Annotated in this window: 21 protein-coding genes; 8 read left to right on the top strand and 13 right to left on the bottom strand. The window is 68.5% G+C overall.

The window, feature by feature from the left end; translation table 11 throughout:
* The first annotated feature begins 238 nt into the window (after positions 1 to 238).
* Together Y590_RS08970 and glpX are read left to right on the top strand one after the other, a co-directional pair.
* Positions 239 to 1,561: a homoserine dehydrogenase gene (locus Y590_RS08970; protein ID WP_060769554.1), complete on the top strand. Its 1,323-nt coding sequence runs from the start codon at positions 239 to 241 to the stop codon at positions 1,559 to 1,561.
* A gap of 436 nt (positions 1,562 to 1,997) precedes the next feature.
* The gene (glpX, locus tag Y590_RS08965) at positions 1,998 to 2,993 is read left to right on the top strand and encodes a class II fructose-bisphosphatase (RefSeq protein WP_060769553.1); all 996 of its coding nucleotides are present in this window, start codon (positions 1,998 to 2,000) and stop codon (positions 2,991 to 2,993) included.
* A 70-nt stretch (positions 2,994 to 3,063) separates the two neighbouring features.
* Here the strand turns inward: glpX and Y590_RS08960 are convergent, their stop codons facing one another.
* The 4 genes from Y590_RS08960 to purE form a co-directional block, all read right to left on the bottom strand.
* Entirely contained in the window at positions 3,064 to 3,444 is a 381-nt protein-coding gene (locus tag Y590_RS08960; RefSeq protein WP_060769552.1) for a response regulator, read from the bottom strand.
* 484 nt (positions 3,445 to 3,928) lie between these two features.
* On the bottom strand, positions 3,929 to 4,789 hold the full coding sequence (locus tag Y590_RS08955) for a tetratricopeptide repeat protein (RefSeq protein ID WP_060769551.1): 861 nt from the start codon (positions 4,787 to 4,789) through the stop codon (positions 3,929 to 3,931).
* Positions 4,790 to 5,177: 388 nt separating this feature from the next.
* On the bottom strand, positions 5,178 to 6,290 hold the full coding sequence (locus tag Y590_RS08950) for a 5-(carboxyamino)imidazole ribonucleotide synthase (RefSeq protein WP_060769550.1): 1,113 nt from the start codon (positions 6,288 to 6,290) through the stop codon (positions 5,178 to 5,180).
* A 17-nt stretch (positions 6,291 to 6,307) separates the two neighbouring features.
* On the bottom strand, positions 6,308 to 6,805 hold the full coding sequence (gene purE, locus Y590_RS08945) for a 5-(carboxyamino)imidazole ribonucleotide mutase (RefSeq protein WP_015822543.1): 498 nt from the start codon (positions 6,803 to 6,805) through the stop codon (positions 6,308 to 6,310).
* 301 nt (positions 6,806 to 7,106) lie between these two features.
* Between purE and Y590_RS25615 the strand changes: the two genes are divergently transcribed.
* Complete coding sequence (locus tag Y590_RS25615) at positions 7,107 to 7,283, top strand: DUF3606 domain-containing protein (protein WP_083530819.1); 177 nt, start codon at positions 7,107 to 7,109, stop codon at positions 7,281 to 7,283.
* 147 nt (positions 7,284 to 7,430) lie between these two features.
* Complete coding sequence (locus Y590_RS08940; RefSeq protein ID WP_060772215.1) at positions 7,431 to 8,240, top strand: IS5 family transposase; 810 nt, start codon at positions 7,431 to 7,433, stop codon at positions 8,238 to 8,240.
* A gap of 6 nt (positions 8,241 to 8,246) precedes the next feature.
* Here Y590_RS08940 and Y590_RS08935 read toward each other — a convergent pair whose 3' ends face one another.
* Positions 8,247 to 8,468: a YdcH family protein gene (locus Y590_RS08935; RefSeq protein WP_060769549.1), complete on the bottom strand. Its 222-nt coding sequence runs from the start codon at positions 8,466 to 8,468 to the stop codon at positions 8,247 to 8,249.
* Between the two features lie 251 nt (positions 8,469 to 8,719).
* Here Y590_RS08935 and Y590_RS25610 point away from each other — a divergent pair, with 251 nt between their 5' ends.
* Entirely contained in the window at positions 8,720 to 8,896 is a 177-nt protein-coding gene (locus Y590_RS25610; protein ID WP_003603176.1) for a YdcH family protein, read from the top strand.
* Between the two features lie 216 nt (positions 8,897 to 9,112).
* Positions 9,113 to 11,044: a propionyl-CoA synthetase gene (locus Y590_RS08930; protein ID WP_060769548.1), complete on the top strand. Its 1,932-nt coding sequence runs from the start codon at positions 9,113 to 9,115 to the stop codon at positions 11,042 to 11,044.
* A 126-nt stretch (positions 11,045 to 11,170) separates the two neighbouring features.
* On the opposite strand, the gene Y590_RS08925 is transcribed toward Y590_RS08930, so the two are convergent.
* Positions 11,171 to 11,830, bottom strand: coding sequence for a ceramidase domain-containing protein (locus tag Y590_RS08925; RefSeq protein ID WP_060769547.1), 660 nt, complete (start codon positions 11,828 to 11,830; stop codon positions 11,171 to 11,173).
* 158 nt (positions 11,831 to 11,988) lie between these two features.
* Here Y590_RS08925 and xth point away from each other — a divergent pair, with 158 nt between their 5' ends.
* Positions 11,989 to 12,783 carry an exodeoxyribonuclease III gene (xth, locus tag Y590_RS08920; RefSeq protein WP_060769546.1) on the top strand — a complete coding sequence of 265 codons (795 nt, stop codon included), beginning with the start codon at positions 11,989 to 11,991 and terminating at the stop codon, positions 12,781 to 12,783.
* Positions 12,784 to 12,848: 65 nt separating this feature from the next.
* On the opposite strand, the gene Y590_RS26395 is transcribed toward xth, so the two are convergent.
* The 5 genes from Y590_RS26395 to Y590_RS08900 all read right to left on the bottom strand — a co-directional run bounded on the left by Y590_RS26395 (position 12,849) and on the right by Y590_RS08900 (position 18,465).
* A complete protein-coding gene (locus tag Y590_RS26395) occupies positions 12,849 to 13,178 on the bottom strand; it encodes a hypothetical protein (RefSeq protein ID WP_158509743.1) in 330 nt (109 codons plus the stop codon).
* Positions 13,179 to 13,253: 75 nt separating this feature from the next.
* A complete protein-coding gene (locus Y590_RS08915) occupies positions 13,254 to 14,141 on the bottom strand; it encodes a tetratricopeptide repeat protein (protein ID WP_060769545.1) in 888 nt (295 codons plus the stop codon).
* The gene (ilvD, locus tag Y590_RS08910) at positions 14,128 to 15,858 is read right to left on the bottom strand and encodes a dihydroxy-acid dehydratase (RefSeq protein WP_060769544.1); all 1,731 of its coding nucleotides are present in this window, start codon (positions 15,856 to 15,858) and stop codon (positions 14,128 to 14,130) included. Before ilvD ends, Y590_RS08915 begins: the two co-directional genes overlap by 14 nt.
* 445 nt (positions 15,859 to 16,303) lie before the next feature.
* Complete coding sequence (gene eutC / locus Y590_RS08905) at positions 16,304 to 17,086, bottom strand: ethanolamine ammonia-lyase subunit EutC (RefSeq protein ID WP_060769543.1); 783 nt, start codon at positions 17,084 to 17,086, stop codon at positions 16,304 to 16,306.
* Entirely contained in the window at positions 17,083 to 18,465 is a 1,383-nt protein-coding gene (locus tag Y590_RS08900; RefSeq protein WP_060769542.1) for an ethanolamine ammonia-lyase subunit EutB, read from the bottom strand. The genes eutC and Y590_RS08900 overlap by 4 nt, the downstream gene beginning before the upstream one ends.
* Before the next feature lie 619 nt (positions 18,466 to 19,084).
* Between Y590_RS08900 and oxlT the strand changes: the two genes are divergently transcribed.
* On the top strand, positions 19,085 to 20,383 hold the full coding sequence (gene oxlT, locus Y590_RS08895; RefSeq protein ID WP_060769541.1) for an oxalate/formate MFS antiporter: 1,299 nt from the start codon (positions 19,085 to 19,087) through the stop codon (positions 20,381 to 20,383).
* A gap of 117 nt (positions 20,384 to 20,500) precedes the next feature.
* Here the strand turns inward: oxlT and Y590_RS08890 are convergent, their stop codons facing one another.
* Both Y590_RS08890 and Y590_RS08885 read right to left on the bottom strand, forming a co-directional pair.
* A complete protein-coding gene (locus tag Y590_RS08890) occupies positions 20,501 to 22,591 on the bottom strand; it encodes a methyl-accepting chemotaxis protein (protein ID WP_060769540.1) in 2,091 nt (696 codons plus the stop codon).
* A gap of 414 nt (positions 22,592 to 23,005) precedes the next feature.
* On the bottom strand, positions 23,006 to 23,971 hold the full coding sequence (locus Y590_RS08885; protein WP_060769539.1) for a hypothetical protein: 966 nt from the start codon (positions 23,969 to 23,971) through the stop codon (positions 23,006 to 23,008).
* Positions 23,972 to 24,740: the final 769 nt, after the last annotated feature.

Raw genomic sequence — 24,740 nt, 5'->3', positions numbered from 1 at the left:
CCCGCGCAGCACCCCCGGCCTCAGCCGCGCACGCGGCTCACCAAAGACCCGGCCCCACCTCTTCCCGTCCCGTTTCCTTGCGCACCCGCCCCAAATCGTTGCAGAAGTGCGCGCCGTCCCGGATGTCTTCCGCGCCCTCACCGGACCGCCGCTCAGGCGATCCTTCGAGCGAGCAGCGGCCGTCGGGCGGCGATCCGGAACAGGTCCGGTGCCAACGTCGATTACGGTGCGAACTTCCATGACGCAGACCCTTCGCCTCGGCATTGCGGGGCTCGGCACGGTCGGTGCTTCCGTCCTGCACATGATCGCCCGCCGCGCCGAGGCGCTCACCGCCGCGACCGGCCGCACGATCACCGTCACCGCCGTCTCCGCCCGTGACCGGTCCCGCGACCGCGGCGTCGATCTGTCGGGCCTGCACTGGTTCGACGATCCCGTCGCGCTCGCACGCTCACCCGAAATCGACGTGTTCGTCGAACTCGTCGGCGGCTCGGAAGGGCCGGCCAAGGCGGCGGTCGAGGCGGCGCTCGGTGCCGGCAAACATGTCGTGACCGCCAACAAAGCGCTGCTCGCCCATCACGGCGCGGCGCTCGCCCGTTTGGCTGAAGCGAACGGCGTCGCGCTCGCCTACGAGGCGTCGGTGGCGGGCGGCATCCCGGTCATCAAGGCGATCCGCGAGGGGCTTTCCGGCAACGCGATCTCCCGCGTCTACGGAATCCTCAACGGCACCTGCAACTACATCCTCAGCCGCATGGAGGCGGAGGGGCTGACCTTCGAGGCCTGCCTCAAGGACGCGCAGGCGCTCGGCTACGCCGAGGCCGACCCGACCTTCGACGTCGAAGGCTTCGACACCGCCCACAAGCTCGCCATCCTCACCAGCCTCGCCTTCGGCGTGGAGATCGACGCCGAGGGCGTTTCGGTCGAGGGCATTTCGGCGATCCAGCCGCTCGACCTCACCATGGCCGACGAACTCGGCTACCGCATCAAGCTTCTGGGCGTCGCGCAGGCGACGGAGGCGGGGATCGAGCAGCGGGTCCACCCGACCATGGTGGCCAAGGCCTCGGCCATCGCCCAGGTCATGGGCGTGACCAACGCCGTCACCGTCGATGCCGACGCGGTCGGCGAACTGACCCTGATCGGCCCCGGCGCGGGCGGGGCGGCCACGGCCTCGGCCGTCGTCGCCGACATCACCGATGTGGCACTCGGGATCGTGCGCCCCACCTTCGGCCAGCCGATCGCGGGACTCGCGCCGCCGCGCCGGGTCGAGATGCAGCGCCACGAGGGCGGCTACTACATCCGGCTGACCGTGCACGACCGCACCGGCGTCGCGGCCGGCGTCGCCACCCGCATGGCGGAAGCCAACATCTCGATCGAAAGCATCGTCCAGCGCCGTTCGGCCAAGGCCGCCTCCAGCGATCCGCAAGGTCTCTCCGGCCAGCCGGTGCCGCTCGTGCTGATCACTTACGCCGCGACCGAGGGCAATGTCCGCGAGGCGCTGGCCGCCATCGACCGCGACGGCCTGCTCGCCGAGGCGCCGCAATTGATCCGTATCGAGCGCGAATAGGCACGAGAGCCAAGACGTCCGCCGTCGTTTTCCGACGAGATCCCGCCGAAAGCGCCATCCCGTACAGGAACGGGATGGCATGACGTGACACTGATCGGGCGCTGACTTGGCGCTTCGTCCCGAATGGCCCTCGCAGCGGCCGGGGCGAGATGAGACAATCGGAACCGGCCGGAACAGGCTCGGCCGAGAGCGTATTCCGACGAATCGGTCACCGGTCCGTCGAAAGAATCCGCGTCAGGACAAGGGCCTAGAGCATCGTCCCGAAAGGTGGCCTCCGGCTTTCGGAAAAAGATGATGTGAAAACAAGAAGCTAGAGCATCGTCCCGAAAGGCGGCCACCGGCTTTCGGAGAAAGACGATGCAACAACAAGAGATGAGCGCACCGCCCCGGATCCGATATCAGGGACGATGCGCTCGGGGATAAGGAACGTAGGGCAATGTCGGCGGCCAATTCCGGGATCTTCAGCGATCCCACGGCACGGGGCCTGACCCTCGAACTGGTGAGGGTGACCGAGGCGGCGGCCATCGCCGCGGCCCGACTGCGGGGCCACGGCCGCGAGAAGGAGGCCGACCAAGCCGCCGTCGATGCGATGCGCGCCGAGTTGATGGTGCTGCCGATCGAGGGGCGCGTGGTGATCGGCGAGGGCGAGCGCGACGAGGCGCCGATGCTGTTCATCGGCGAGGCCGTCGGCACCGGTAACGGCCCGTCCGTGGACATCGCGGTCGATCCGCTGGAGGGCACGACGCTCTGCGCCAAGGACATGCCGGGCGCCATCGCCGTGATGGCGCTGGCCGAGCGCGGCTCACTGCTCGCCGCCCCCGACGTGTACATGCAGAAGATCGCCATCGGCCCCGGCTACCCGCCCGGCACCGTCGATCTCGATTGGAGCCCGGACCGGAACATCGCTTCGCTCGCCCGCGCCAAGGGCGTGGAGACCTCCGGCATCACCGCGATCATTCTCGACCGTCCGCGCCACATGGACCTGATCGCCGCCGTGCGCGACACCGGCGCCAGCATCCGCCTGATCTCGGATGGCGACATCGCCGCGATCATCCATTGCACCAAGCCCGACGAGACCGGCGTCGACATCTACATGGGCACCGGCGCCGCGCCGGAGGGCGTGATCGCCGCCAGCGCGCTCCGCTGCATCGGCGGGCAGATGCAGGGTCGGCTCATCCTCGATTCCGCCGACAAACGGGCGCGGGCGGTCAAGATGGGCATCACCGACCCGAACCGGAAATACGACATGCACGACATGGCCCGGGGCGACGTCATCGTCGCAGCCACCGGTGTGACCACGGGGGCCCTGCTCGCGGGCGTGCGGTTCAGCCCCGGCCTCATCGAGACGGAGACGGTGGTCTACCGCTCGAACACCGGTACGGTCCGGCGCATCGCCTGCGAGCACCGCCGACTGGAGAGTGCGCCGGGCTGATCGCGATCGCGGGCGGGGCATCGGCCGGAACCGAAGGGGGGCCGGAGCCGCCCCCCTGCTCGGCTCAAGCTCAGCCGGCGACGGCTTGACCGAACAGCGCCTTGGCCAGACGCACGGGATCGATCGGCTTCTCGCAATGAAGCGCGTCCCGCAGGCGCGTCGGGATGGCATTCTCCTCGTAGCCGGTGGCGAAGACGAAGGGGACGCCGCGCGCCCTGAGCGCGTCGGCAACCGGAAAGACCATGACCTCACGCAGGTTGATGTCGAGCACCGCGCCGTCGATGCGCGGGCATGTCTCGATCATCGCCAGAGCGTCATCGAGGTTCCCCACGGGGCCGACCACTTGCGCGCCCCTCTCTTCGAACGCGCGCCGTATGTCTTCGGCGATGAAATATTCGTCCTCGACGACAAGGACGTGCCTTCCGTTGAACAATTCGGTTCCGTCCGGCATCGGCCTCTCCCTCTACGCTCTCTCGATACGCTCAAGATCGCGTTTGATACGGAAGTATAAACTGTGAAATCCGTTTCGGAGAGCCCCACCCACAGACTTCAAGTTGCCCGCAACCCGGCGGAGGTTGCACCCGCTCCCAGCCCACCCGGATCGCGAGACGCGCTGGCCGACGCGGATCAGAGCCCTTCCCTTCGCGTCGCCGGTTCGGCGACCGCTGGTCAGCAATCGGCCTGAAAGGGCGCTCGGACAAGGTGGATCGGGCAGGTTCTTCCGGATTTCGCTTCGATGCTTGAGGTACGCCCGGCCCGTCGGTCGATCGTTCCAAGCCGTCAGGACGGGCGCTTCTCGACGCCCCCGCGGCCCCTTGCAAGGGACCGTGCCCTCGAGCCGCACCCGACCTGACGGCATCAGGGCGGCGCCTCTAGGTGCTTGTTTCAAAACGCTTTCTTTCGACGAACCGGTGACCGCTTCGTCGAAATGCGCTCTAGAACAAGCCGCCCTGCATGCGGCCGACGCCCTGCTTGGCCACGGCGTTGTTGGGATCGAGGCGAGCGGCCTGCTGATAGCTCTCGTTCGCCTCTTTGCGGCGGTTCGTCTTCTCGTAGGCCAGCCCGCGATAGGCCCAGGATCCGGCGTCCTTCGCGTTCACGTTCAGCGCCGCGTTGAAGTCCTCGATCGCCTTGTCGTACTGGCCCAGCGAGATCAGGCTCTGGCCGCGAGCGGCGTAGGGGGCGGCCACGAAGGGATTGCGGTCGATGGCCGCAGCGAAGTCGCCGATCGCCTCCGGGTTGTGGTTTTGCTTCTGCCGCACGAGGCCGCGGGCGTGGTAGGCCTCGGCCGATTCCGGGGCGAGGCGGATCGCGACGTTGAGGTCGTTCAGCGCGCCGTCGAGGTCACCCTGGGCGCGCTCGAGGTTCGCGCGGCCGATATAGGCGGCGGAAAAATTCGGATCGTTGGCGATCGCCTTCGAGAAGTCCTGCATCGCCGCATCGGTGCGGCCGGTCTGGCGGTAGGCCAGCGCCCGGTTGTTGTAGGCCGAGGCCGAGTTCGGATCGAGCTGGATCGCCTTCGAGAAGTCGGTGATCGCCTCGCCGAACTGACCCGCGCGGGCATAGGCCGCGCCGCGGGTGTTGTAGGCGCCGGCATCCGACGGGTTGCGCGAAATCACGTCGCTGAGCGAGGCGATGTTGACGTTGGTGGCGCCCGTCGTGTCGGTCTCCAGCACCGCGAATTGGCGCGGAGCCGTCGCGCTGCCATAGGTCTCGCAGCCGGCCAGCGCCGCGGCCGTCAGCGCGAGGGCACCGATCAGCCTCGCCTTGCGTCCGTCCAGCGTCATCCCGATCATTGTCCCGTTCTCCCCCGCGCCCGCTTGCCCGGATTTCCGCGGCGGCCCCTTGAGGCCCGGATCATCCCGTCGCGCGCACGCTGCCGCAACACGGTGAATGGGCGCTTAAAGTGCCTCGCAAAACATCCGCATCGCCGACGGGGCCCGCGCGGGCCGAGCCGTGGAGCGGAGGTTTTTGCGAAACGAACCCGGGAAAACCAAGCGAGCCCGTCCAGCCGTAGACTGGAAGAACACGCACGATGCTTCCGCGGACGCCCCGTACCCTCCGCTCAAACCTCGGGATGTGGCGAAGGTGTGGCCCGCATCCTCACGCTTTCGCCGAATGCTTCGAACCGGGCTCGACTGTGGTTTTCTGTTGCCGAGAGGCGACAGATTGAATGGTCAAGCTTTAGTCGAGCGGCTTGAGCCGGGTGACGTGACCCATCTTGCGGCCGGGACGGGCCTCGGCCTTGCCGTAGAGGTGAAGATGGGCGCCCGGCTCCGCGAGCAGGTCCGCCCAGGCATCGGCCTCGGCGCCGATGAGGTTCTCCATCTCCACGGCCATGCCGCCGGTGCGGGCGGTATCGCCGAGCGGCCAGCCGCAGACCGCGCGCACCGCTTGCGCGAATTGCGAGGTCAGCGCGCCCTCGATGGTCCAATGCCCGGAATTGTGCACGCGGGGCGCGATCTCGTTGACGACGAGGCGGGCCGCCCCCTCGGGCCCGGCGATCTCGAACAGCTCGACCGCGAGCACGCCGACATAGTCCAGCGCCTCGGCGATGGCGCGGGCGATGGCGACCGCCGCATCGCCCGTCGTCCGGGTCAGGCCGGGAGCGGGGACGCGGGTGAGCGCGAGGATGTGGTCGCGGTGCTCGTTGGCGCAGGGGTCGTAGGCCGCGAACGTCCCGTCCGGCCCGCGGGCGGCGACCACCGAGATTTCGCGCTCGAACGGCACGAACCCTTCGAGGATGCAGGGCGCGCCCTTGAATTCGGCGAGGAGGGCGGCCGGCTCGTCGCCCTCCCGGATCATCCGCTGGCCCTTGCCGTCGTAGCCGAAGCGCCGGGTCTTCAGCACGGCGGGTCGGCCGAGCGCCTCCAGGGCGTGCACGAGATCCTCGGCCGTATCGACGGCCCGGTAGGGCGCAGTCGGGATGCCGAGCGACGTCACGAAGTCCTTCTCGGAGAGGCGATCCTGCGTCGTGAGCAGCGCCGTCGCGCTCGGGCGCAGGGTCGCGTGCTCGGCGAGCACGGCCGCGGTGGCGTGGGGGATGTTCTCGAACTCGTAGGTGACCACGTCGCAGGCATCGGCGAAGGCGGCCAGGGCCGTCGCGTCGTCGTAGGGCGCCAGCGTGTGGGCATGGGCCACGTCGAAAGCCGGGCTGTCGGCGTCGGGGGCGTAGATGTGCACCTTGAGGCCGTAATTGGCCGCCGCGAGCGCGATCATGCGGCCGAGCTGGCCGCCGCCGACGATGCCGAGGGTGCCGCCGGGCCGGATCTGCGGCGAGGAGGTGGGAGAGGCCATGGCGCTTCGTGTCGTTGTCAGGCTTGAGAGGGGTCCGGCCGTTCGGCGACGGATGCGGTCTGGCGGTCGCGCCAGGCATCGAGCCGCTCGGCGAGCCCGGCATCGGTGAGCGCCAGCACGGCGGCGGCGAGCAGGGCGGCGTTGACGGCCCCGGCCCGGCCGATCGCCAGCGTGCCGACGGGAATGCCGGCGGGCATCTGCACGATGGAGAGCAGGCTGTCCTGCCCCGAGAGCGCCTTCGACTCGACCGGAACGCCGAAGACCGGCAGCGACGTCATCGCCGCCGTCATGCCCGGCAGATGCGCGGCCCCGCCCGCCCCGGCGATCACCACCTTGAAGCCGGCCTCCCGCGCGCCCTTGGCGAACGAGACGAGGCGGTCCGGGGTGCGGTGGGCCGAGACGATGCGGGCATCGTAGGCGACGCCGAGCGCGTCCAGCGTTTCGGCGGCGTTGCGCATGGTCGCCCAGTCCGACTGGCTTCCCATGATGATCGCGACCGGGGGCGATCCCAGCATCGTCGTCTGGCCCATTGCGAGGAAGCGGGCCCGTCGGCCCGCGAAAGGGCCGAATAACAGGGGGCGCCGCACCCCGGCAAGGCGAGACCCCGCAAACACTTGAAATGCGGGTGCACGGCGGGCCGGCCACAAGGCGCAAGCCGCGCCCCTGGCGCGGCGTCGAGGCCACGCGGAGGCACCGGCGGCGCTCTGTGAAAATCCTCCGATTCTCGCCGAACCGGGCGGAGCCGAAATCGACCGGCCGCGTTGTGCTGGAAACGGCCATCGAGCGGCCCGGCCCCTTACCTCAGCGAGCTCTCAAATGTCCTCCGTGGACCAGACCACGCGCGCCCGCACGGCAACCCATATCGACATCCACGACAGCACCACCCGGAAGCACTGGGCCGACCTGCTTCAGGTCTCCGACGAACGCCTGCGCAAGGCGGTCCGGCTCGTCGGAACCCGGGTGTCGAGCGTCTCGGCCTATCTCGCCAAGTAACCAAACCGCCCATCGACGGCAGCTTCGCCGGGGAGGCCGTGACCTTCCCGGCGATGCGCCAAAGCGCATTCCGACGAAGTCCTTGGTTCAAGAGAATGCGCTCTAGAGCGTGTTATGAACTGATAGGCAGGATTGGCGTTGTGGATCATGCCTTCTGATCGCCGCTCCTATCCGTCCGACGTGTCTGATGAAGAATGGGCACTGGTAGCGCCCTACCTCGCGCTGCTGCGGGAGAACTCAGCTCAGCGCGACCACGAGTTGCGCGAGGTGTTTAACGGGCTGCGCTACATCGTGAAGACGGGGGCGCCCTGGCGGTTCATGCCGCACGATCTGCCGCCTTGGGCGGCCGTGTATCAGCAGACGCAGCGTTGGCTGTCGGCCGACAGTTTCGCGGACGTGGCCGGCGACCTGCGGGCGGTGCTGCGGATGGCGGCGGAGCGGGAGCCGGAGCCCTCGGCGGTGATCCTCGATAGCCGGACGCTGCGCTCCTCGCCCGAGAGCGGCGAGCGGGCCGGCTATGACGGGGCCAAGCGCAAGCGGGGTGCGAAGCTGCATCTGGCCGTTGACACGCCGGGCCATGTCGTGGCGCTGCACGTGACGCCCGCCGATGTCGACGACCGGGCCGAGGTCGGCCGGCTGGCCGCCGAGGTGCAGGCGGAGACGGGCGACAGCGTCGAGTTGGCCTTTGTCGACCAGGGCTATTCCGGGCCTAAGCCCGCCGCCGCCGCGAGCGCGCACGGCATCGACTTGGAAGTGGTGAAGGCGCCTGAGGCCAAGCGCGGCTTTGTCCTGCTGCCGCGCCGATGGGTGGTGGAGCGCTCGTTTGCCTGGGCCACCCGCTGTCGGCGGCTGGTCAAAGATTACGAGCGCTACGCCAGCACGTTGGCTGGCCTGCACATGGTCGCCTTCGTCTGCCTCATGCTCCGACAAGCTGAAAAGCTTATGACAAGTGCATAACAGGCTCTAAGCGATGATATCCGGCGTGATCTGGTCTTCCAGATGCGTGATCCGGTCGCGCAGGACGAGTTTACGCTTCTTGAGCCTCTGCAACTGGAGCTGATCGACGGCAACGCTGGCTTTCAGTGCCTCAATGGCCTCGTCAAGATCCCGGTGCTCTTCGCGCAACCGCGTCAGCTCGCCGGCCGGATCCGCGACCGCGTCGTTGGCAATCTCGTCCGCCATCATCGCTCGAAACACACCACCGGCCTTGACCGGGCGCGACCATGCGCCAAGCTCCCGGCCGGAGCAAGGCATGGCACCCGGTTCTCCCGTCTTGTCGGAGCTTGCAACGGCCAAGATCAGCGCACCGCCCCGCTCCGGAAGATTTGAAATTGCCCTGTTATCGATCCATCCACTTTGCCGCCGAATCGCTTCGACACGTGCGCCATCCTGTGCCAGTCTACTCCAGTCGGAAACTGTGACAGGAGCGACACCTCATGTCCTTGCAGACGCATTTGAGCCAGCTCGCCGCCAAGCACGAAGCCCTCGAGCGCGAGCTTCACCACGCGATGCAGTCCCTCGCCAGCGACGATCTGCGCATCGCCGAACTCAAGCGTAAGAAACTGCACCTCAAGGACGAAATCGAGCGCCTGCGCGGGGACACCCTCCACTAGCGACATCCCGGCCGGCGTCGCCCCGGGAGGCGCCGCCGGCTCCGCTTCTTCTCCCGCCTCGGACAACACCGCCACCGCCGCCTGGGTCACCAGCGCGGCGGTTCTGCTTTGAGGGCGCGCATTTCGAGGCATCGTAGTTGGGCGCGCAGCGGTCGAAACCGCGCTATCATCGCCCTCGAACAGGCCGGATCAACAGGCCGCGCGAGGGAAACGCCGATGTCCGCCGCCACGCCCACCGCGCCTGAGGGCGCCCATGCTGCCGTCCACGCCGCCTCGCTCGCGGACCGGAACGGCTTCTGGCTGAAGGCGGCGGCAGCGATCGATTGGGACGTCGCCCCCACCCGCGCCTTCGATGCCGAGCGGGGCGTCTACGGCCGCTGGTTTCCGGACGCCCGGCTCAATGTCTGCCGCAACGCCGTCGACCGGCACGCGGAGGGCGGTCGCGCCGACCAAGCCGCGATCATCCACGATTCGCCCGTCACCGGCTCCAAGCGCCGCATCAGCTACGGGGAACTGCGCGACGAGGTGGCGGTGCTCGCCGGCATTCTCGCCGATCTCGGCGTGACCAAGGGCGACCGGGTGGTGATCTATATGCCGATGGTGCCCGAGGCCCTGTTCGGGATGCTGGCCTGCGCCCGGATCGGAGCGATCCACTCGGTGGTGTTCGGCGGGTTTGCCGCCAACGAACTCGCCGCCCGCATCGAGGATGCGGCGCCCAAGGTGATCCTGGCCGCCTCCTGCGGCATCGAGCCCGCCCGCGTCGTCGCCTATAAGCCGTTGCTCGATGCGGCGATCGCCCGCTCGACCCACAAGCCCGACGCCTGCCTGATCCTGCAGCGCCCGCAAGCAGAGGCCGGCCTCGTCGAGGGGCGCGACCGGGATTGGGCGGAGACCGTCGCGCGGGCGCGCAGGGCCGGACGACGGGCCGAGCCGGTGCCGGTCGCGGCGACCGACCCGCTCTACATCCTCTACACCTCCGGCACGACCGGGCGGCCCAAGGGCGTGGTGCGCGACAGCGGCGGCTATTGCGTCGCGTTGGCGTGGTCGATGACGAACCTCTACGGCGTCGCGCCCGGGGAGGTCTATTTCTGCGCCTCCGACATCGGCTGGGTGGTGGGCCACTCCTACATCGTCTACGCGCCGCTGCTGCACGGCTGCACCACGGTGCTCTACGAGGGCAAGCCCGTCGGCACGCCGGATGCCGGCGCCTTCTGGCGGGTCGCCGCCGAGCACGGCGCCGCGGTGTTGTTCACGGCGCCCACGGCTCTGCGCGCGATCAAGAAGGAGGACCCGCGGGCGGAAAAGATCGCGGGCTACGACCTCTCGCGGTTCCGCGCCCTGTTCCTGGCCGGCGAGCGGGCCGACCCGGATTCGGTGGCCTGGGCCGAGCGGGCGCTGGAGCGGCCGGTGATCGACCATTGGTGGCAGACCGAGACCGGCTGGGCGATCGCCGGCAACCCGCTCGGGCTGGAACGGCTGCCGGTGAAGTATGGCTCCACCGCCAAGCCGATGCCGGGCTACGACCTCCACGTGCTCGACGAATCGGGCAAGCCGGTTCCCCCCGGCACGATGGGCACCATCGCCCTGAAGTTGCCCCTGCCGCCGGGCTGCCTGCCGACCCTGTGGGGCTCGGACGAGCGCTTCCGCCAGAGCTATCTCTCCACCTTCCCCGGCTTCTACGACACTTCGGATGCGGGCGTGGTGGATGAGGACGGCTACGTCACGGTGCTGGGCCGGACCGACGACATCATCAACGTGGCCGGCCACCGCCTCTCCACCGGCGGCATGGAGGCCGTGCTCGCCGCGCACCCGGATGTCGCCGAATGCGCGGTGATCGGCATCCGCGACGCGCTGAAAGGAGAGGCGCCCTGCGGCTTCGTCGTGCTGAAGGCGGGCGTCGCCAAGGATCCCGAGACGGTCGAGCGCGAGCTTGTCGCCCGAGTGCGCGAGGAGATCGGCCCCGTGGCCGCGTTCAAGCTGGCGCTCACCGTGGGACGCCTGCCGAAGACCCGCTCGGGCAAGATATTGCGCGGCACGATGAAGCGCATCGCCGACGGCGAGGCGTTTTCGATGCCGCCGACGATCGAGGACCCGGCCACGCTGGAGGAGATCGGCGACAGCCTCAAGGCCCGCGGAATCGGCGGCTGAAACCAAGGTTTCGAAAGGACAGGTCCTTTCGCGGGTCCAGGGCAGAGCCCTGGTGAAGGGAGATCGGGGCGCTGCCCCGATACCCCGGCAATGGGACGATCCCTGTGCGATCCCGGAACGCAGACCTCAGGCCCTGAACCGGGTGGCCGCGATCAGCAGGCGGTAGAGCACCACCGCGTTGAGGACGTGCCAGAGGAAATGCGTGCCGAGCGGCAGGCTGGCACAGCTCGCCACATCGACCGTGCGGAAGACCAGCGACACGAGGAAGATGCCGGCGGTCCCGAGGACCGAGCGGGCCGTGCCGGGCGCCCGCTTCAGCAGGGCGAGGCCGACGCCGAGGAGTGCCAGGATCGCCGGGGCGTAATCGACCGAGCCGTTGGTGAGGCCTGAGACCGAGCGTCCGCTCAGCGCGTCGAGGGCCGGGGTCAGGCCGAAGCTGAGGGCGGCAAAGGCCAGGGTGAGGGCGGTCGCCGCCGCCGGCCGGAGGCCGAAGAAGCGGGCCATGGCGAGGGCGAAGTAGCCGTAGATGAAGACGGCGATCGGAATCACGTCGGCCAGCATCGACCAGCGGTTCGCCAGGGTGTGGAACAGGAACGAGCCGATCCCGACCACGAAGGCCACGGCGGCCAGGGCCAGGACCGGCCCGTCGCCGCGGGCGCGCCGCGCCGCGAGCCCGGCCGCGATCAGGAAGGCGGCGTTCGTCAGGGCATTGATCGGCTCGGCCCAGAACCCGGCGTCGCCGCGCTCGCAATAGGCCCGCACCGGCTCGAACCACGACGCGTCCATGGGGGCATTCCTCAGCCTCAAACGCCGGCGGCCGCATCCGCGGCCTCAGGCTTCCACTCCGCGGGGCGCTCTTCGCGCCCGACAGGCGGCCCCGCCTTGCCAGGGCCGCGCGAAGGCCCGATGACGAGAGCCCCTCCGGCCGAGCCTCCCCACACCCCATGCGGATCACCACCTGGAACGTCAATTCGATCAAGCAGCGGGTCGGCCACCTGCTGGGCTTCCTCGACGAGGCCAAGCCCGACGTGGTCTGCCTGCAGGAGCTGAAATGCCAGGACGCGTCCTTCCCCCGCGAGGAGATCGAGGCGGCGGGCTACGCGGTCGAGACGCTGGGGCAGAAGGCCTATAACGGCGTCGCCCTGCTGGTGCGCGCGCCGCTCCAGTACACGCAGCTGCTGCGCGGCCTGCCGGGCGACGCGGAGGACGAGCAGGCGCGCTACATCGAGGCGCTGGTGCACGGCGAGGGCGTGGCGCCGGTGCGGGTCGCCTCGATCTACCTGCCGAACGGCAACCCGGCTCCGGGGCCGAAATACAGCTACAAGCTCGCCTTCATGGCCCGCCTGCGGGCGCATGCCCGCGCCCTGATGACGACCGAGGAGGCGCTGGTGCTGGCGGGCGACTTCAACGTCATTCCCGAGCCCGAGGATGCCGCCGACCCCGCCGCCTGGACGCAGGACGCGCTGTTCCTGCCCGAGACCCGCCGCGCCTTCCGCGCGCTGCTGGCGGAAGGCTTTACGGATGGCCTGCGGGCCTGCGAGCCGAGCGCGGGGCTCTACACCTTCTGGGACTATCAGGCCGGCTGCTGGCCGCGAAACCAAGGCATCCGCATCGACCACCTGCTGCTCTCGCCGCAAGCCGCCGACCGCCTCGTCTCGGCCTCGGTCCAGCGCCACCTGCGCGGGCTGGAGAAGCCCTCGGACCACGTGCCGGTGACGGTGGAGCTGAGCGACGGGTGATCGGACCGCCGATGCCGTCGGAGACAAGGCACGACGCCCCTACGCCCATTACGGCTTCGTGACGATCAGCGATGCGGTGGAGGGTCCGACGCGGATGGGGATGCCGATGACAACGGTCGCGGATCTGCTTCGGGAGCCGTAGAAACCTGCCGTGAGGTCTGCCTCCAGCGCCGCTGCGCAACCTCGCGCCGAAGTTCGTCGAACACCATCGGCGGCTTATCAAGCAGTGCCGGCAACGCGTCGAATTGCAGTTCCGGCACGAGCGTCGCGATGGCGGGCTCGTCGACCGACGTCTCGATCGTCCGACGTGGGGACGCGCGCGATTCGCCGCCGAATGCAAGGCGAAGGGGGCGGATACGGCCGGCTGTGCGAACGCGCTCCTTCATCGGCGTCACGGATGCAAACATATATCCGCACCGCTCATCCGAGCCGAGATACGCGGTAAATCTACCGCACCGGGCGCGACGGCCTCACCGCCGGCGGCGGGTCGAACCCGTCGACAGCGATTGCGCCTGGGCCATCGCGTCCGCCCGGTCGGTCTCGTTGGCCGAGGCCCAGGCCTTGTCGTAGAGAGTGACGATCCAAGCGTCCGCCGCGCCCTGCGCCCCGCCGCGGGCGATGGCGAGCCAGGTCAGCCCTTTCACCGGCTGGCGCTGCACGCCGGTGCCGTTGACGAGCATGTCGCCGAGCAGCGCCTGGGCCGGGCGGTGGCCCTTCTCGGCGGCGAGGTTGAACCAGCGCGCGGCCTTGCGCGGATCCTGCTCGACGCCGGTGCCGTCGAGATAGAGCCGGGCGAGGTTGTACTGCGCGTTGGGGTCGCCGAAATACGACGCCGCGTAGTTGAACATGTCGTACGCGCGCTCGGGGCTCGGGCGCACATAGGTGCCCTTGATCCCCTCCAGGAAGTAGGTGCCGAGCGCGTTGAAGGCGCTCGCCACCACGCCCGAATTCGGCGTGTCGGGCGAATCGTCGGTGTTGTCGTCGGCGATGCGCGAAAAGTACTCGAACGCCTTGAGGTCGTCGTGGGGCACGCCATCGCCGTCCGCGTACATGCGGCCGAGCTTCCACAGAGCCAGGGTCTGGCCCTGGTCGGCGGCGTATTCCAGCGCCCGCACAGCGCCCTGCTTGTCGCCCGCGTTGTAGTCGCGCACGCCCGAGCGCAGGGCGTCGCGGCCCGAACGGTATCCCTTCTCGGGCACCGGCGTGCGGGCGGTCGCGTCGAGCGCCGTGCCGGGATCGACGGCCGTGAGCATCAGCGCAAAGCCGAGGAAGCTGGCGAGAAGCCCCGCCCGGAGCCGACCCGGATCGGCCCCGGCCGGCCACATGGGCCGGAAAGGGGCAGTCCTAGATGTCGGCATAGACGTTCGTCTCCCCCGCGCCGCCCGGATGCGTCACGGCGCCGTTCACCGCAGGCCCGACGGTCTGCGCGTATTTCCAGAGGTAGCCGGAGGTCGCGGTGTTGCCCCGCGGCGTCCATTCGCTGCGGCGCTGTGCGAACTCCTCGTCGGAGAGCGCTACGTCCAGCGTACCCTTGATCGCGTCGAGGGTGATCATGTCGCCGTCGCGCAGCAGGCCGATCGGCCCGCCGATGGCGGCCTCGGGGCCGACATGGCCGACGCAGAAGCCGCGGGTCGCGCCGGAGAAGCGCCCGTCGGTGATGAGGGCGACCTTGTCGCCCATGCCCTGGCCGTAGAGGGCGGCGGTGGTCGAGAGCATCTCGCGCATGCCGGGGCCTCCCTTCGGGCCCTCGTAACGGATGACCAGAACATCGCCGGGCTTGTAGGTGCGGTTCTGCACCGCCTCGAAGCAGGCCTCCTCGCCGTCGAAGACGCGGGCCGGGCCGGTGAAGACCTGGGCCTCAGCCGGCATGCCGGCGACCTTCACGATGGCGCCCTCGGGGGCGAGGTTGCCGCGCAGGCCGACCACGCCGCCGGTGACGGTGATGGGCTTGTCGGCGGGGTACACCACGTCCTGGTCGGGGTTCCAGGCGACCTTGGCGAGGTTTTCCGCGATCGTCCGCCCGGTGACGGTGAGGCAGTCGCCGTGGAGAAAGCCGTGGTCGAGCAGGGTCTTCATCAGCAGCGGAATGCCGCCGACCTCGAACATGTCCTTGGCGACGTAGCGCCCGCCGGGCTTCAGGTCGGCGATGTAGGGGGTCTTGCGGAAGATCTCGGCGACATCGAACAGAGTGAACTCGATGCCGCATTCATGCGCGATCGCCGGCAGGTGCAGCGCCGCGTTGGTCGAACCGCCCGAGGCGGCCACCGTCGCGGCAGCGTTCTCCAGCGCCTTGCGGGTGACGATGTCGCGCGGGCGGATGTTCTTGGCGATCAGCTCCATGACCTTCTCGCCGGCGGCGGCGCAGAATTGGTCGCGGATCTCGTAAGGGGCGGGCGCGCCGGCCGAGTAGGGCAGCGCAAGGCCGATCGCCTCGGAGACGGTGGCCATGGTGTTGGCGGTGAACTGCGCACCGCAGGCGCCGGCCGAGGGACAGGCGACCCGCTCCAGCTCGTCGAGGTCGTCGAGACTCATATCGCCGACAGCGACCTTGCCCACCGCCTCGAACAGGTCCTGCACCGTCACCGGCCGGCCGCGGAAGGAGCCCGGCAGGATCGAGCCGCCATAGATGAAGATCGAGGGCACGTTGAGGCGCACCATGGCCATCATCATGCCGGGCAGGGACTTGTCGCAGCCGGCCAGCCCCACGAGGGCGTCGTAGGAATGGCCGCGGATCGTCAGTTCGACCGAATCGGCGATGACCTCGCGCGACGGCAGCGAGGCGCGCATGCCGCCATGGCCCATGGCGATGCCGTCGGTGACGGTGATGGTGCAGAACTCGCGCGGGGTGCCCTTGGCGGCGGCGACGCCCTTCTTCACGGCCTGGGCCTGGCGCATCAGCGAGATGTTGCAGGGCGCGGCCTCGTTCCAGCACGAGGCGACGCCGACCAGCGGCTGGTGGATCTGCTCGGTCGTCAAGCCCATGGCGTAGAGGTACGAGCGGTGGGGCGCCCGCTCGGGCCCCTCCGTCACGTGCCGGCTCGGCAGCTTCGACTTGTCGGTCTGACGCGCGTCCATCGCTGATCTCGTGCCCCGGTCCCGTTACGCCCCCGAGGTCCGCGCGGCCTGTTACGGCCTGGCACGGAAAAACGTCCTTCGACGTCCTCGAAACTCTGCGGTAAGGCGTTGGAGCGACAGCGTTTACCGCGACCCCGGAAGTCGTCCCGGTTTATGGTGGGATTGCGGCGCTCAAAGGCACAGCTCAAGGCAAAGTCAGGTTGCTTTCGCGGTGTGTCAGGCCCGCAACAGCCGAGCTTGTGTCGGCCCTGGGAAGACTTCGCAAAACCAACGCGCACACACCCTCGCGCGGTCCCGCACGACGGCTGTTTTCAGCTAAAATTCACGCGGCATCGGTGCGCGCAACTCAGGATTCGCGAACAACCTCGACAGTGCCGTCCCTGGTTTTCTTTTGAAAGCCGGCGACCCTTTCGCGGGGCGCCGGCCAAATCTCCGTCGAATTCACTCAGAGTCCGCTGATGGCAGGATCAGGCGCGGCGGCCTCAAGCATCCGATCGCTCTCGTCCTTGAGATTCACGCCCGTCAGCCCGCGGGAGAAGGCCTGAGTCAGGAGCCAATTCAGCTTGAACGCGGCCAGCTCGAAGCTCAGGCCGGCGGGCCGGACGTTCGAGATGCAGTTTCTTTCCGCATCCGAGCGTCCGGGCTTCGGATCGAAGGTGACGTAGAGGCCGAGGCTGTCGGGCGAGGACAGGCCGGGACGCTCGCCGATCACCACCACGACCGCGCGGGCTCGCAGCGCCGCGCCGGCCGCATCCCCCAGCGCGACGCGGGCCTGGGTGGCGATGGTCACCGGAGCCAGGCGCCAGCCGGCCGCCTCCGCGTGGGGCTTGAAGGCAGCGAGCAGCGCGGCGGCGCCCTCGTGGACCGCGCGTGCCGAGAGACCATCCGCCACCACGATCGCGAGATCGACGGGCTCGGCCGCGGAATCGGAAAGAGCCCTGAGGCTCTCCGGCGAGAGGCGGCGCCCGTAATCGGGGCGGCGCAGATAGGTCGCGCGATCCTCCGCGCCGGAGGTCACGGTCACGGTCGGCAGGCCCAGCGCCTCGATGGCGCCCGCGATCGCGGCGGCGTCCATCGGCGTATGCACCGCATCGCGCGCCTGGGCGTGGGCGAGGCCGAATTTCAGCACCTCGCGGGTCGGCAGGCCGGCGCCGGCGCGGCCGAGGCCGATCCGGGCGGGGGTGAGGCGGGCCAGCCGCTGCCAGAGGGTGTCGCTCTGCCTGCTCATGCGGCCAGCTCCGGCGCGGCGGTGAGCAGGCGGGCCTCGGCCCCGCCGGGCAGGAGCGTGCCGTCCGCATCGGTGAGGCCGATGCGGGCGAGCCATTCCTCGAATTCCGGCGCGCGCCTCAGGCCCAGCACCTCGCGGATGTAGAGCTGATCGTGGAACGAGGTGGACTGGTAGTTCAGCATCACGTCGTCGGCGCCGGGAATGCCCATCACGTAAGTGCAGCCCGCCGCCCCGAGCAGGGTCAGGAGCGTGTCCATGTCGTCCTGATCGGCCTCGGCGTGGTTGGTGTAGCAGACGTCGACGCCCAGCGGCACGCCCATCAGCTTGCCGCAGAAATGGTCCTCCAGCCCGGCGCGGATGATCTCCTTGCCGTTGTAGAGGTATTCCGGCCCGATGAAGCCGACGACGGTGTTGACCAGAAGCGGCCGGTAACGGCGGGCGACGGCGTAGGCGCGGGCCTCCAGGGTCTGCTGGTCGATGCCGTGATGCGCATCCGCCGAGAGAGCCGAACCCTGGCCGGTCTCGAAATACATCACGTTGTCACCGAGCGTGCCGCGCTTGAGCGCGAGCGCCGCCTCGTGCGCCTCCTGCAGGATCGGCAGGGTGACGCCGAAGCTCGCATTGGCGCGCTGCGTGCCGGCGATCGACTGGAACACGAGATCGACCGGCAGGCCCCGGTTCATCGCGTCGAGCGTCGTCGTGACGTGGGTGAGCACGCAGGCCTGGGTCGGGATCTCCAGCCGGCCGATGATGCCGTCGAACAGGCGCAGCAGCGTCCCCATCGTCTGGATCGAATCGGAGACCGGATTGATCCCGATCACCGCATCGCCGCAGCCATAGGAGAGCCCATCGAGGATCGAGGCGGTGACGCCGGCCGGGTCGTCGGTCGGGTGATTGGGCTGGAGCCGCACCGCGAGCGTGCCGGGCAGGCCGATCGTGTTGCGGAAGCGGGTGACCACGCGGCACTTCTTCGCGACCAGGATCAGATCCTGATTACGCATGATCTTGCATACCGCGGCGGCGATCTCCGGTGTCACGCCCGGCGCAATCCGCACAAGCGTCGCAGAAGAAGCCGTCAGCAGGAACTCGCGAAAATCCCCGACCGTCAGACCGGCGATCTCGGCAAACGCCGTCTCGTCGTGGTCGTCGAGGATCAGGCGGGTGACGTCATCCTCGTCGTAGGGGATCAGCGGACGGGCCAGGATCTCCTTGAGCGGCACCTCGGCAAGGCACCAGCGGGCGGCCATGTTCTCCTCGGCCGATTCCGCGGCGATGCCCGCGAGACAATCGCCGGAGCGCACCGGCGTCGCCTTCGCCATCAGCGTCGCCAGATCGGCGAAGACGTGGGTGCGGGGGCCAACGGTGTGGCGGTAGGGCATCGACTGGCTCCTTGGCCTCGCCGGACAGGATGCAAGGATCGCGAGACCTGTCGAGGCGGATTCGCGCGGAATGGGCGCTTGGCCCAACCCCGCACGCCCTCTAGCAAGAACGACGCCCTCTCGACGTGGATCGACGTCGGACGCGGCTCTCGCGCGCGATCTGGCTATTCGGCCATGTGCCAGCGTAAATTTCAGGGCGATCGGGCCGCGCGCGAAGTCCTCCAAAGGACGAGCCGAGACGTCTCCGGCCCCGTGATTCGGCCGACATGCCGGCTGCCGCGCAATGGCGACTGGCGAAAGACGCGTGGGATCGTGAGGGCTGAGGCGCTCAACACACGGCACTCCGCGATTTTTTGCAGGCCGACCAACGCGTTTCCCGTTGAGCTCCGACTTTTCATCCTTTCGATCCGTCACTTTCGTGTCAGATTGCGCATTATTTCGCTTGCCTGCATGGCTGGTATACCAAATAATGCATACCAATGCCCGGAACGAGACCGCCGCTCGGCTCCAGTGGGCAGACGAGGAAACGCAGCAACCTGCACTGAACGCTTCTCAAGCCCAAAACGCCAAACCTACGCAACAGGCCTTCACGTCTGTGCAGGAACGAGGGAGCACGCTCATGGCATTGTCGTCCATTGCCCCGGATCGGCCGGTACCGTCTTCAAACCGGTGGCTACAAATCATCTTCGGCGTCATCTGCATGGTGGCCGCAGCCAACATCCAGTACGCTTGGACCCTGTTCGTCCCCGAAATTCAGAAGACGTTCGGCTGGGATCGCGCCGCGATCCAGGTGGCCTTCACGATCTTCGTCGTCGTCCAGACTTGGCTGACCCCGATCGAGGGCTACTTCATCGACAAGTACGGTCCGAGCCGGGTCGTGATGTTCGGCGGCCTGATGACCGGCGCGGCCTGGGTGATGAACTCCTATGCCACCTCGCTGACCGGCTTCTACATCGGCTCGGTCCTCGGCGGCATCGGCGTCGGCTGCGTCTACGCCACCTGCATCAACAACGCCCTGAAGTGGTTCCCGGACAAGCGCGGCCTCGCCGTCGGTCTCACCGCGGGCGGCTACGGCGCGGGCTCGGCCCTGACGATCATCCCGATCGCCAAGATGATCGATGCCGGCAGCTACGCCCAGGCGTTCTTCATCTTTGGCCTGATCCAGGGCACCGTCATCATCCTGGCCTCCATCTTCATGCGTTCGCCGGCCAAGGACGAGGTCAAGTTCTCGACCAAGGTGCTGCAGACCCGCCGCGACTACACCCTCGGCGAGGCGCTGCGGACCCCGGTCTTCTACGTCATGCTGCTGATGTTCACCTGCACGGTGACCGGCGGCCTGATGGCGGTGGCGCAGCTCGGCGTGATCGCGACCGACCTCGGCGTGAAGAACTTCCAGGTCAACCTGTACTTCTTCGCCATGGCCGCGCTGCCCTTCGCGCTGATGCTGGACCGCGTCATGAACGGCATCTCGCGCCCGCTCTTCGGCTTCATCTCCGACCGGATCGGCCGTGAGAAGACGATGTTCATCGCCTTCGCGATGGAAGGCATCGGCATCGTCGCGCTCGGCTACTTCGGCTCGAACCCCTGGGCCTTCGTGATCCTGTCGGGCATCGTGTTCCTGGCCTGGGGCGAAGTCTACTCGCTGTTCAGCGCCACCGCCGCCGACACCTTCGGCTCGAAGCATATCGGCAAGATCTACGGCGTCCTCTACTGCGCCAAGGGCTTTGCCGCGCTGTTCGTGCCGGTCGGGAACCTGATCATGCAGGCGACCGGCACGTGGTCGACGGTGCTCTACACCGTGGCGACGATGGACCTGATCGCGGCCGCACTCGCCATCGCCGTGCTGCGGCCGATGCTGAAGCAGCACCACCTCTCCAACAACGCGGCGGTGCCGAACGCGGCGCTGGCCCACGCCTGACCCGCCGCCTCCGATCCTTCGGGATCCGATGCGAAACCGTGAAAGCCCCGCCGGAAACGGCGGGGCTTTCCTCGTTCAGGCAGGGCCGGCGCTCGAACGCCCGCCCGATCCCCCCCCTTACGACACCCGGACTTTGCCGAGGAAGGCCGCGACCTGATCGGACAGCTGCGTGGATTGACGGCTGAGTTCGGAGGCCGCACCGAGCACTTGGCCGGCCGCCGCCCCGGTCTCCTCGGCCGCGAGCGCCACGCCGGTGATGTTGGTGGTCACCTCCTCCGTCCCGACCGCGGCCTGGGCGACGTTGCGGACGATCTCCTGCGTGGCCGAGCCCTGCTCCTCCACGGCGGCGGAGATCGAGGTCGCGACCCCGCTGATCTCGCGGATGCGCGTGGCGATCCCGTTGATCGCGACGACGGCCACGCCCGTCGAACCCTGGATCTGCGCGATCTGGCTCGAGATCTCGTCCGTCGCCCGCGCGGTCTGGGTCGCCAGTTCCTTGACCTCGGCCGCGACGACGGCGAAGCCGCGCCCCACCTCGCCGGCGCGGGCCGCCTCGATCGTGGCGTTGAGCGCGAGGAGGTTGGTCTGGGCGGCGATGGCGGAGATCGTCCCCACCACATCGCCGATCCGGGCGGCCGTCGCGCTGAGATCCTGCACCAGCCCCCCCGTCTGCGCCGCTTCCGCGACCGCGGTCTGCGCCAGCCGCACCGATCCCTCGGCCTGCCGACCGATCTCCTGCACCGACGATCCGAGTTGCTCGGCGGCCGACGCGACCATGGTGACGTTCACCGAAGCCTCCTCGGCGGCCGCGGCGACGGTGACGGACTGGCTGGCGGTCTGGGTCGCGGTGCCGGCCATGGCCTGCGCCGTCGCCTGAAGCTGGGTCGCGGCGACCGTGACGGAGTCGATGACGCCGCTCACGCCCTCCTCGAACGCGTCGGCCATCTGCCGCATGGCGAGCTTGCGCTGCGCTTCCATTCCCGCCCGGGCCAGGGCCGCCTCTTCCTCCAGGCCGCGGGTCCGGATCAAGTTCTCCTTGAAGACGCCGACCGCGGCGGCCATCGCGCCGATCTCGTCGCGCCGGTCCAGGTACGGGACGCGGGCGTCGAGATCGTCGTGGCTGAGCTTCGCCATCGTGTCGCGCATCACCGTGAGCGGCTTGATCACCCGGTACTGCGTGACGGCCAGTCCGCCGAGCGCGACCGCGAGCACGGCGACGATGCTGGCAAGCGCGTACATCATCGCGTGGCGCGCCTCGTCGGCGGCGATCTCGGTGGCGGCGATCACCGCATCCATCGCCGTCGTCGCGACCCGCAGCACGCTGAGGTGCCGCGTGTCGGTGTCGCGCTGGAAATCCTTGAGCGGCATCGGGAAATCACCGGTGGTCAGGCCCTCGGCCATCCCCTTGCGAAGGGTCGCGCTCTCCGGGGCGAACATCGACGCCTGCGCCCCCGCGTAGGCCTGTGCGAGGGTCTCCGGAATGCCGGGCAGGCCCATCTCGGCCCGGACGGTCGCCCAATGGGCGTCGGCCCTGCCCAGATCGATGGCGATGGCTTCCGCTTCGCCGGGCGTCAGCGGCCGGCCTTGGGCGATCACGCGGATGAGCGTCGCGTAGACGCCGCCCACGGCCGAGCGCGCCCGCCACGCGGAGGCCTCGATGTCGACGAGCGCGGCACTGCCCGGCGTCATCCGCTTGATGTTCTCGCCCACGTGCCCGGACAGCCGCTCGAGACTTCCCAGGGCCTTGTCCGCGCGCTGCATCCAGAGGCCGATGAGCGTGGCCTCGCGTTCGCCGACGTTCTTGGCGATCGCCTCGTCAACCCGCGGCCTCAGCAGCGCGAAGTTGCGGTAATCGGCGTGGGCATCCTTCAGGGCGGCCTCGAATCCCGCGTCGCCGAGGGAGGCGCCCTGATCCTCGATCGTTCCCAGATGCGTCCCGATCGCCGATCGCATCGAAGCGATTTTTTCGCGAAGGGCGCTCGCCTGATCCGGGCTCACCTGGAGCGCCTGGGCGCTCACGCCGCGTTCCAGACGCAGGGACTGCATCGCGTTGAGGATGGCCTTGTCCACGACGGCGTTGCGCTTCGAGACCTCCGATGTCTTCACGACATCCCAGGCTTCGAGGAGATGATGGGCCGCGCCGCCGATCAGAACCAAGCTGAGGAGGCCGACGACCGCGAACAGGCAAGATCTTACAGAGATGGACATCATTTTCATACCACGAAGACCCGACAAATTTCTCGCACCCTACGTTTCATAAGTTAAAAACTCGACACCGGCTTCAATCCATGCAATATTTACAACATATAAATCCAAAACATCGGCCTTAGAGCATCGTCCTGGATATAGGATCCGGAACGATGCTCTAGCCTCTTGTTTTCGCATCATCTTTTTTCGAAAGCCGGCAACCACCTTTCGGGACGATGCTCTCGTGTCTCCCGCAAAACTCCCGCCGCGCTGTCATCGCCGGAGCGAGAACGGTCGGAGACCGGGAGTTCTGTGAGGCACTCTTCATGCTGATGAAGGTTTGTGACGCGCGCGGGATAGCGCGTTCCCGGCTGCGGAGTTGGCCCGGCGGCCGGGAACGCGGCGGCATCGGAACGGTCCGACGCCACGGGATCGTCAGAACGCCGTGAAGCTCACGCCGGCGAGGAAGGACGTGAACTGCGCGCCCGGAACGACGCGGGAATTGGCGCCGAGCAGATTCTTCTGGTGCAGCACGCCGATGAAGGCCTTCACCCGATTGGGCTTGTTGTCGATGAGTTCGCCGAGGTCGAGGACGAGGTTCGCGCGCGTGAGGACCTCGGCCTTCAGCCGTCCGCCCTTCGGGTCGTCGCCGCGGGGCGGATTGTAGGAGGCGAAGCCCGTCAGGGCCAAGGGCAGGCCCGTGAACTTCAGGGGGATCAGGTAGGTGGCCTCGAGGCGGGGCACGACGTCCGTCCCGGTCTGGCGCCGGGGCGGCGGCAGGTCGGCGAACCGGAACCAGTCCTTCTGCGCCATCACGGCGATGTTGACGAAGCCGACCGGGACGTCGAACGAGAAGCTCAGACCGCCCATCGCCCGGCTTCGCAGCAGCGACAGCTTGGTGTCGTCGCTCTGGTGATCGACGCCGTAGGCCAGCGACACGTCCTTGATGATGCCGGGCAGGACGAACAACGGCTGTTCGGCCAGGGCGTTGCCGCTCAGGGTGCCGCGATAGGTCAGGAACAGGGTGGTTTGGCCGTAGTCGAAGGTCGTGGCCGGTCCGGGAAAGGGCGGCCGGCCGGCCGGGATCTGCGAGCCGTAGCGCCGCAGATCGAGGTTCACGAAGTTGGTGCCGTACTCCCAGCCATGGACATGGGTGAGGCTCAGCATGTTGCCCGGCGCGCTACGCCCCTCGATGGAGCGTCCGGCCCGGCCGCCGGTGACGCCGGGCTGCCGGAGATCGTTCAGGTAGGTATAGGCGACCTGCGTGTCGCTGAACCGGAAGAAGGGCGCCGTGGGCGTGTTCGGCTCCGCCGGCAGGGGGGCGCCCGACGGCCCCTGGATCAGCTCCTCCGCCAGGACCGGGCCGGCCGCCCCGAGGAACAGGCCTGCGGCGGCGAGCACCGCGGCGGTGCGTATGCTCCGGCCTTTTGCGGGTTGCGAGCGTCTTGGCCGGGCGAACGGCAGAGATGTCGAAAGCGGGCCGAGGGACATCCGAGATTTCACTTATGTTATCGGGACGCCCTGTTCTGGATTAACATACTTAATCATTGGCTAACGGCGCGCTTCGCGTGGGCGGCGTCAGCAAAAAAGAGCGCGGGCGCTGCGTCCTAGGCTCGCCAGCGGTCCGGAGAACGATCGTGTCCCCGTCGCGGCCTCTTTACGGGCACGTGGTCGACGCTGCTCTACACGGGGGCGACGATGGACCTGATCGCGGTCGCCGTCCTGCGGCCGATGCTGAAGCAGCACCACCTCGCCAACAACGCGGCGGTGCCGAACGCGGCGCTCGCCCACGCCTGAGCCAGGCGACTCGGCTCCTCGGGAGCGGAGGCCGGAATGAGAGCGCCTCACGAGACTCCCGATCTCTGACCGTTCTCGCTTTGGCGAGGGCGGCGCGGCGGGAGTTTTGTGAGAGACACGCAGAAAGCCCCGCCGGAAACGGCGGGGCATTTTTTGAAACGGAGTTCCTCAGCGCGCCGGCCCACGATCTGGGAGACGTCGATCGGCCAAAGAAAAAGGCCCCGTCTCCGGAGCCTTGGTCCACTCGAACATCCCACCGGGGGTGGGATGGTGGGCGCGACAGGGATCGAACCTGTGACCCCTACCATGTCAACGTAACCCCCAAGCTTTCCGGTCCCGAGGGGAGATCCCGGTTTCGGGTTTCGCGTCAGGG

It is taken from the genome of Methylobacterium sp. AMS5 (assembly GCF_001542815.1).
Taxonomy (GTDB): Bacteria; Pseudomonadota; Alphaproteobacteria; order Rhizobiales; family Beijerinckiaceae; genus Methylobacterium.
This window is presented reverse-complemented; position numbering and strand designations above follow the sequence as displayed.

Coding starts and splice junctions, on each gene's coding strand:
- Y590_RS08925 (WP_060769547.1), bottom strand. CDS start 11,830: ATGGACGCGTCGTGGTTCGAGCCGGTGCGGGCCTATTGCGAGCGCGGC.
- Y590_RS25610 (WP_003603176.1), top strand. CDS start 8,720: ATGTCCTTGCAGACGCATTTGAGCCAGCTCGCCGCCAAGCACGAAGCC.
- Y590_RS08915 (WP_060769545.1), bottom strand. CDS start 14,141: ATGCCGACATCTAGGACTGCCCCTTTCCGGCCCATGTGGCCGGCCGGG.
- Y590_RS08930 (WP_060769548.1), top strand. CDS start 9,113: ATGTCCGCCGCCACGCCCACCGCGCCTGAGGGCGCCCATGCTGCCGTC.
- Y590_RS08935 (WP_060769549.1), bottom strand. CDS start 8,468: ATGATGGCGGACGAGATTGCCAACGACGCGGTCGCGGATCCGGCCGGC.
- Y590_RS08970 (WP_060769554.1), top strand. CDS start 239: ATGACGCAGACCCTTCGCCTCGGCATTGCGGGGCTCGGCACGGTCGGT.
- glpX (WP_060769553.1), top strand. CDS start 1,998: ATGTCGGCGGCCAATTCCGGGATCTTCAGCGATCCCACGGCACGGGGC.
- Y590_RS08890 (WP_060769540.1), bottom strand. CDS start 22,591: ATGTCCATCTCTGTAAGATCTTGCCTGTTCGCGGTCGTCGGCCTCCTC.
- ilvD (WP_060769544.1), bottom strand. CDS start 15,858: ATGGACGCGCGTCAGACCGACAAGTCGAAGCTGCCGAGCCGGCACGTG.
- Y590_RS08960 (WP_060769552.1), bottom strand. CDS start 3,444: ATGCCGGACGGAACCGAATTGTTCAACGGAAGGCACGTCCTTGTCGTC.
- Y590_RS25615 (WP_083530819.1), top strand. CDS start 7,107: ATGTCCTCCGTGGACCAGACCACGCGCGCCCGCACGGCAACCCATATC.
- Y590_RS08940 (WP_060772215.1), top strand. CDS start 7,431: ATGCCTTCTGATCGCCGCTCCTATCCGTCCGACGTGTCTGATGAAGAA.
- xth (WP_060769546.1), top strand. CDS start 11,989: ATGCGGATCACCACCTGGAACGTCAATTCGATCAAGCAGCGGGTCGGC.
- Y590_RS08900 (WP_060769542.1), bottom strand. CDS start 18,465: ATGCCCTACCGCCACACCGTTGGCCCCCGCACCCACGTCTTCGCCGAT.
- Y590_RS08955 (WP_060769551.1), bottom strand. CDS start 4,789: ATGATCGGGATGACGCTGGACGGACGCAAGGCGAGGCTGATCGGTGCC.
- purE (WP_015822543.1), bottom strand. CDS start 6,805: ATGCTGGGATCGCCCCCGGTCGCGATCATCATGGGAAGCCAGTCGGAC.
- eutC (WP_060769543.1), bottom strand. CDS start 17,086: ATGAGCAGGCAGAGCGACACCCTCTGGCAGCGGCTGGCCCGCCTCACC.
- oxlT (WP_060769541.1), top strand. CDS start 19,085: ATGGCATTGTCGTCCATTGCCCCGGATCGGCCGGTACCGTCTTCAAAC.
- Y590_RS08950 (WP_060769550.1), bottom strand. CDS start 6,290: ATGGCCTCTCCCACCTCCTCGCCGCAGATCCGGCCCGGCGGCACCCTC.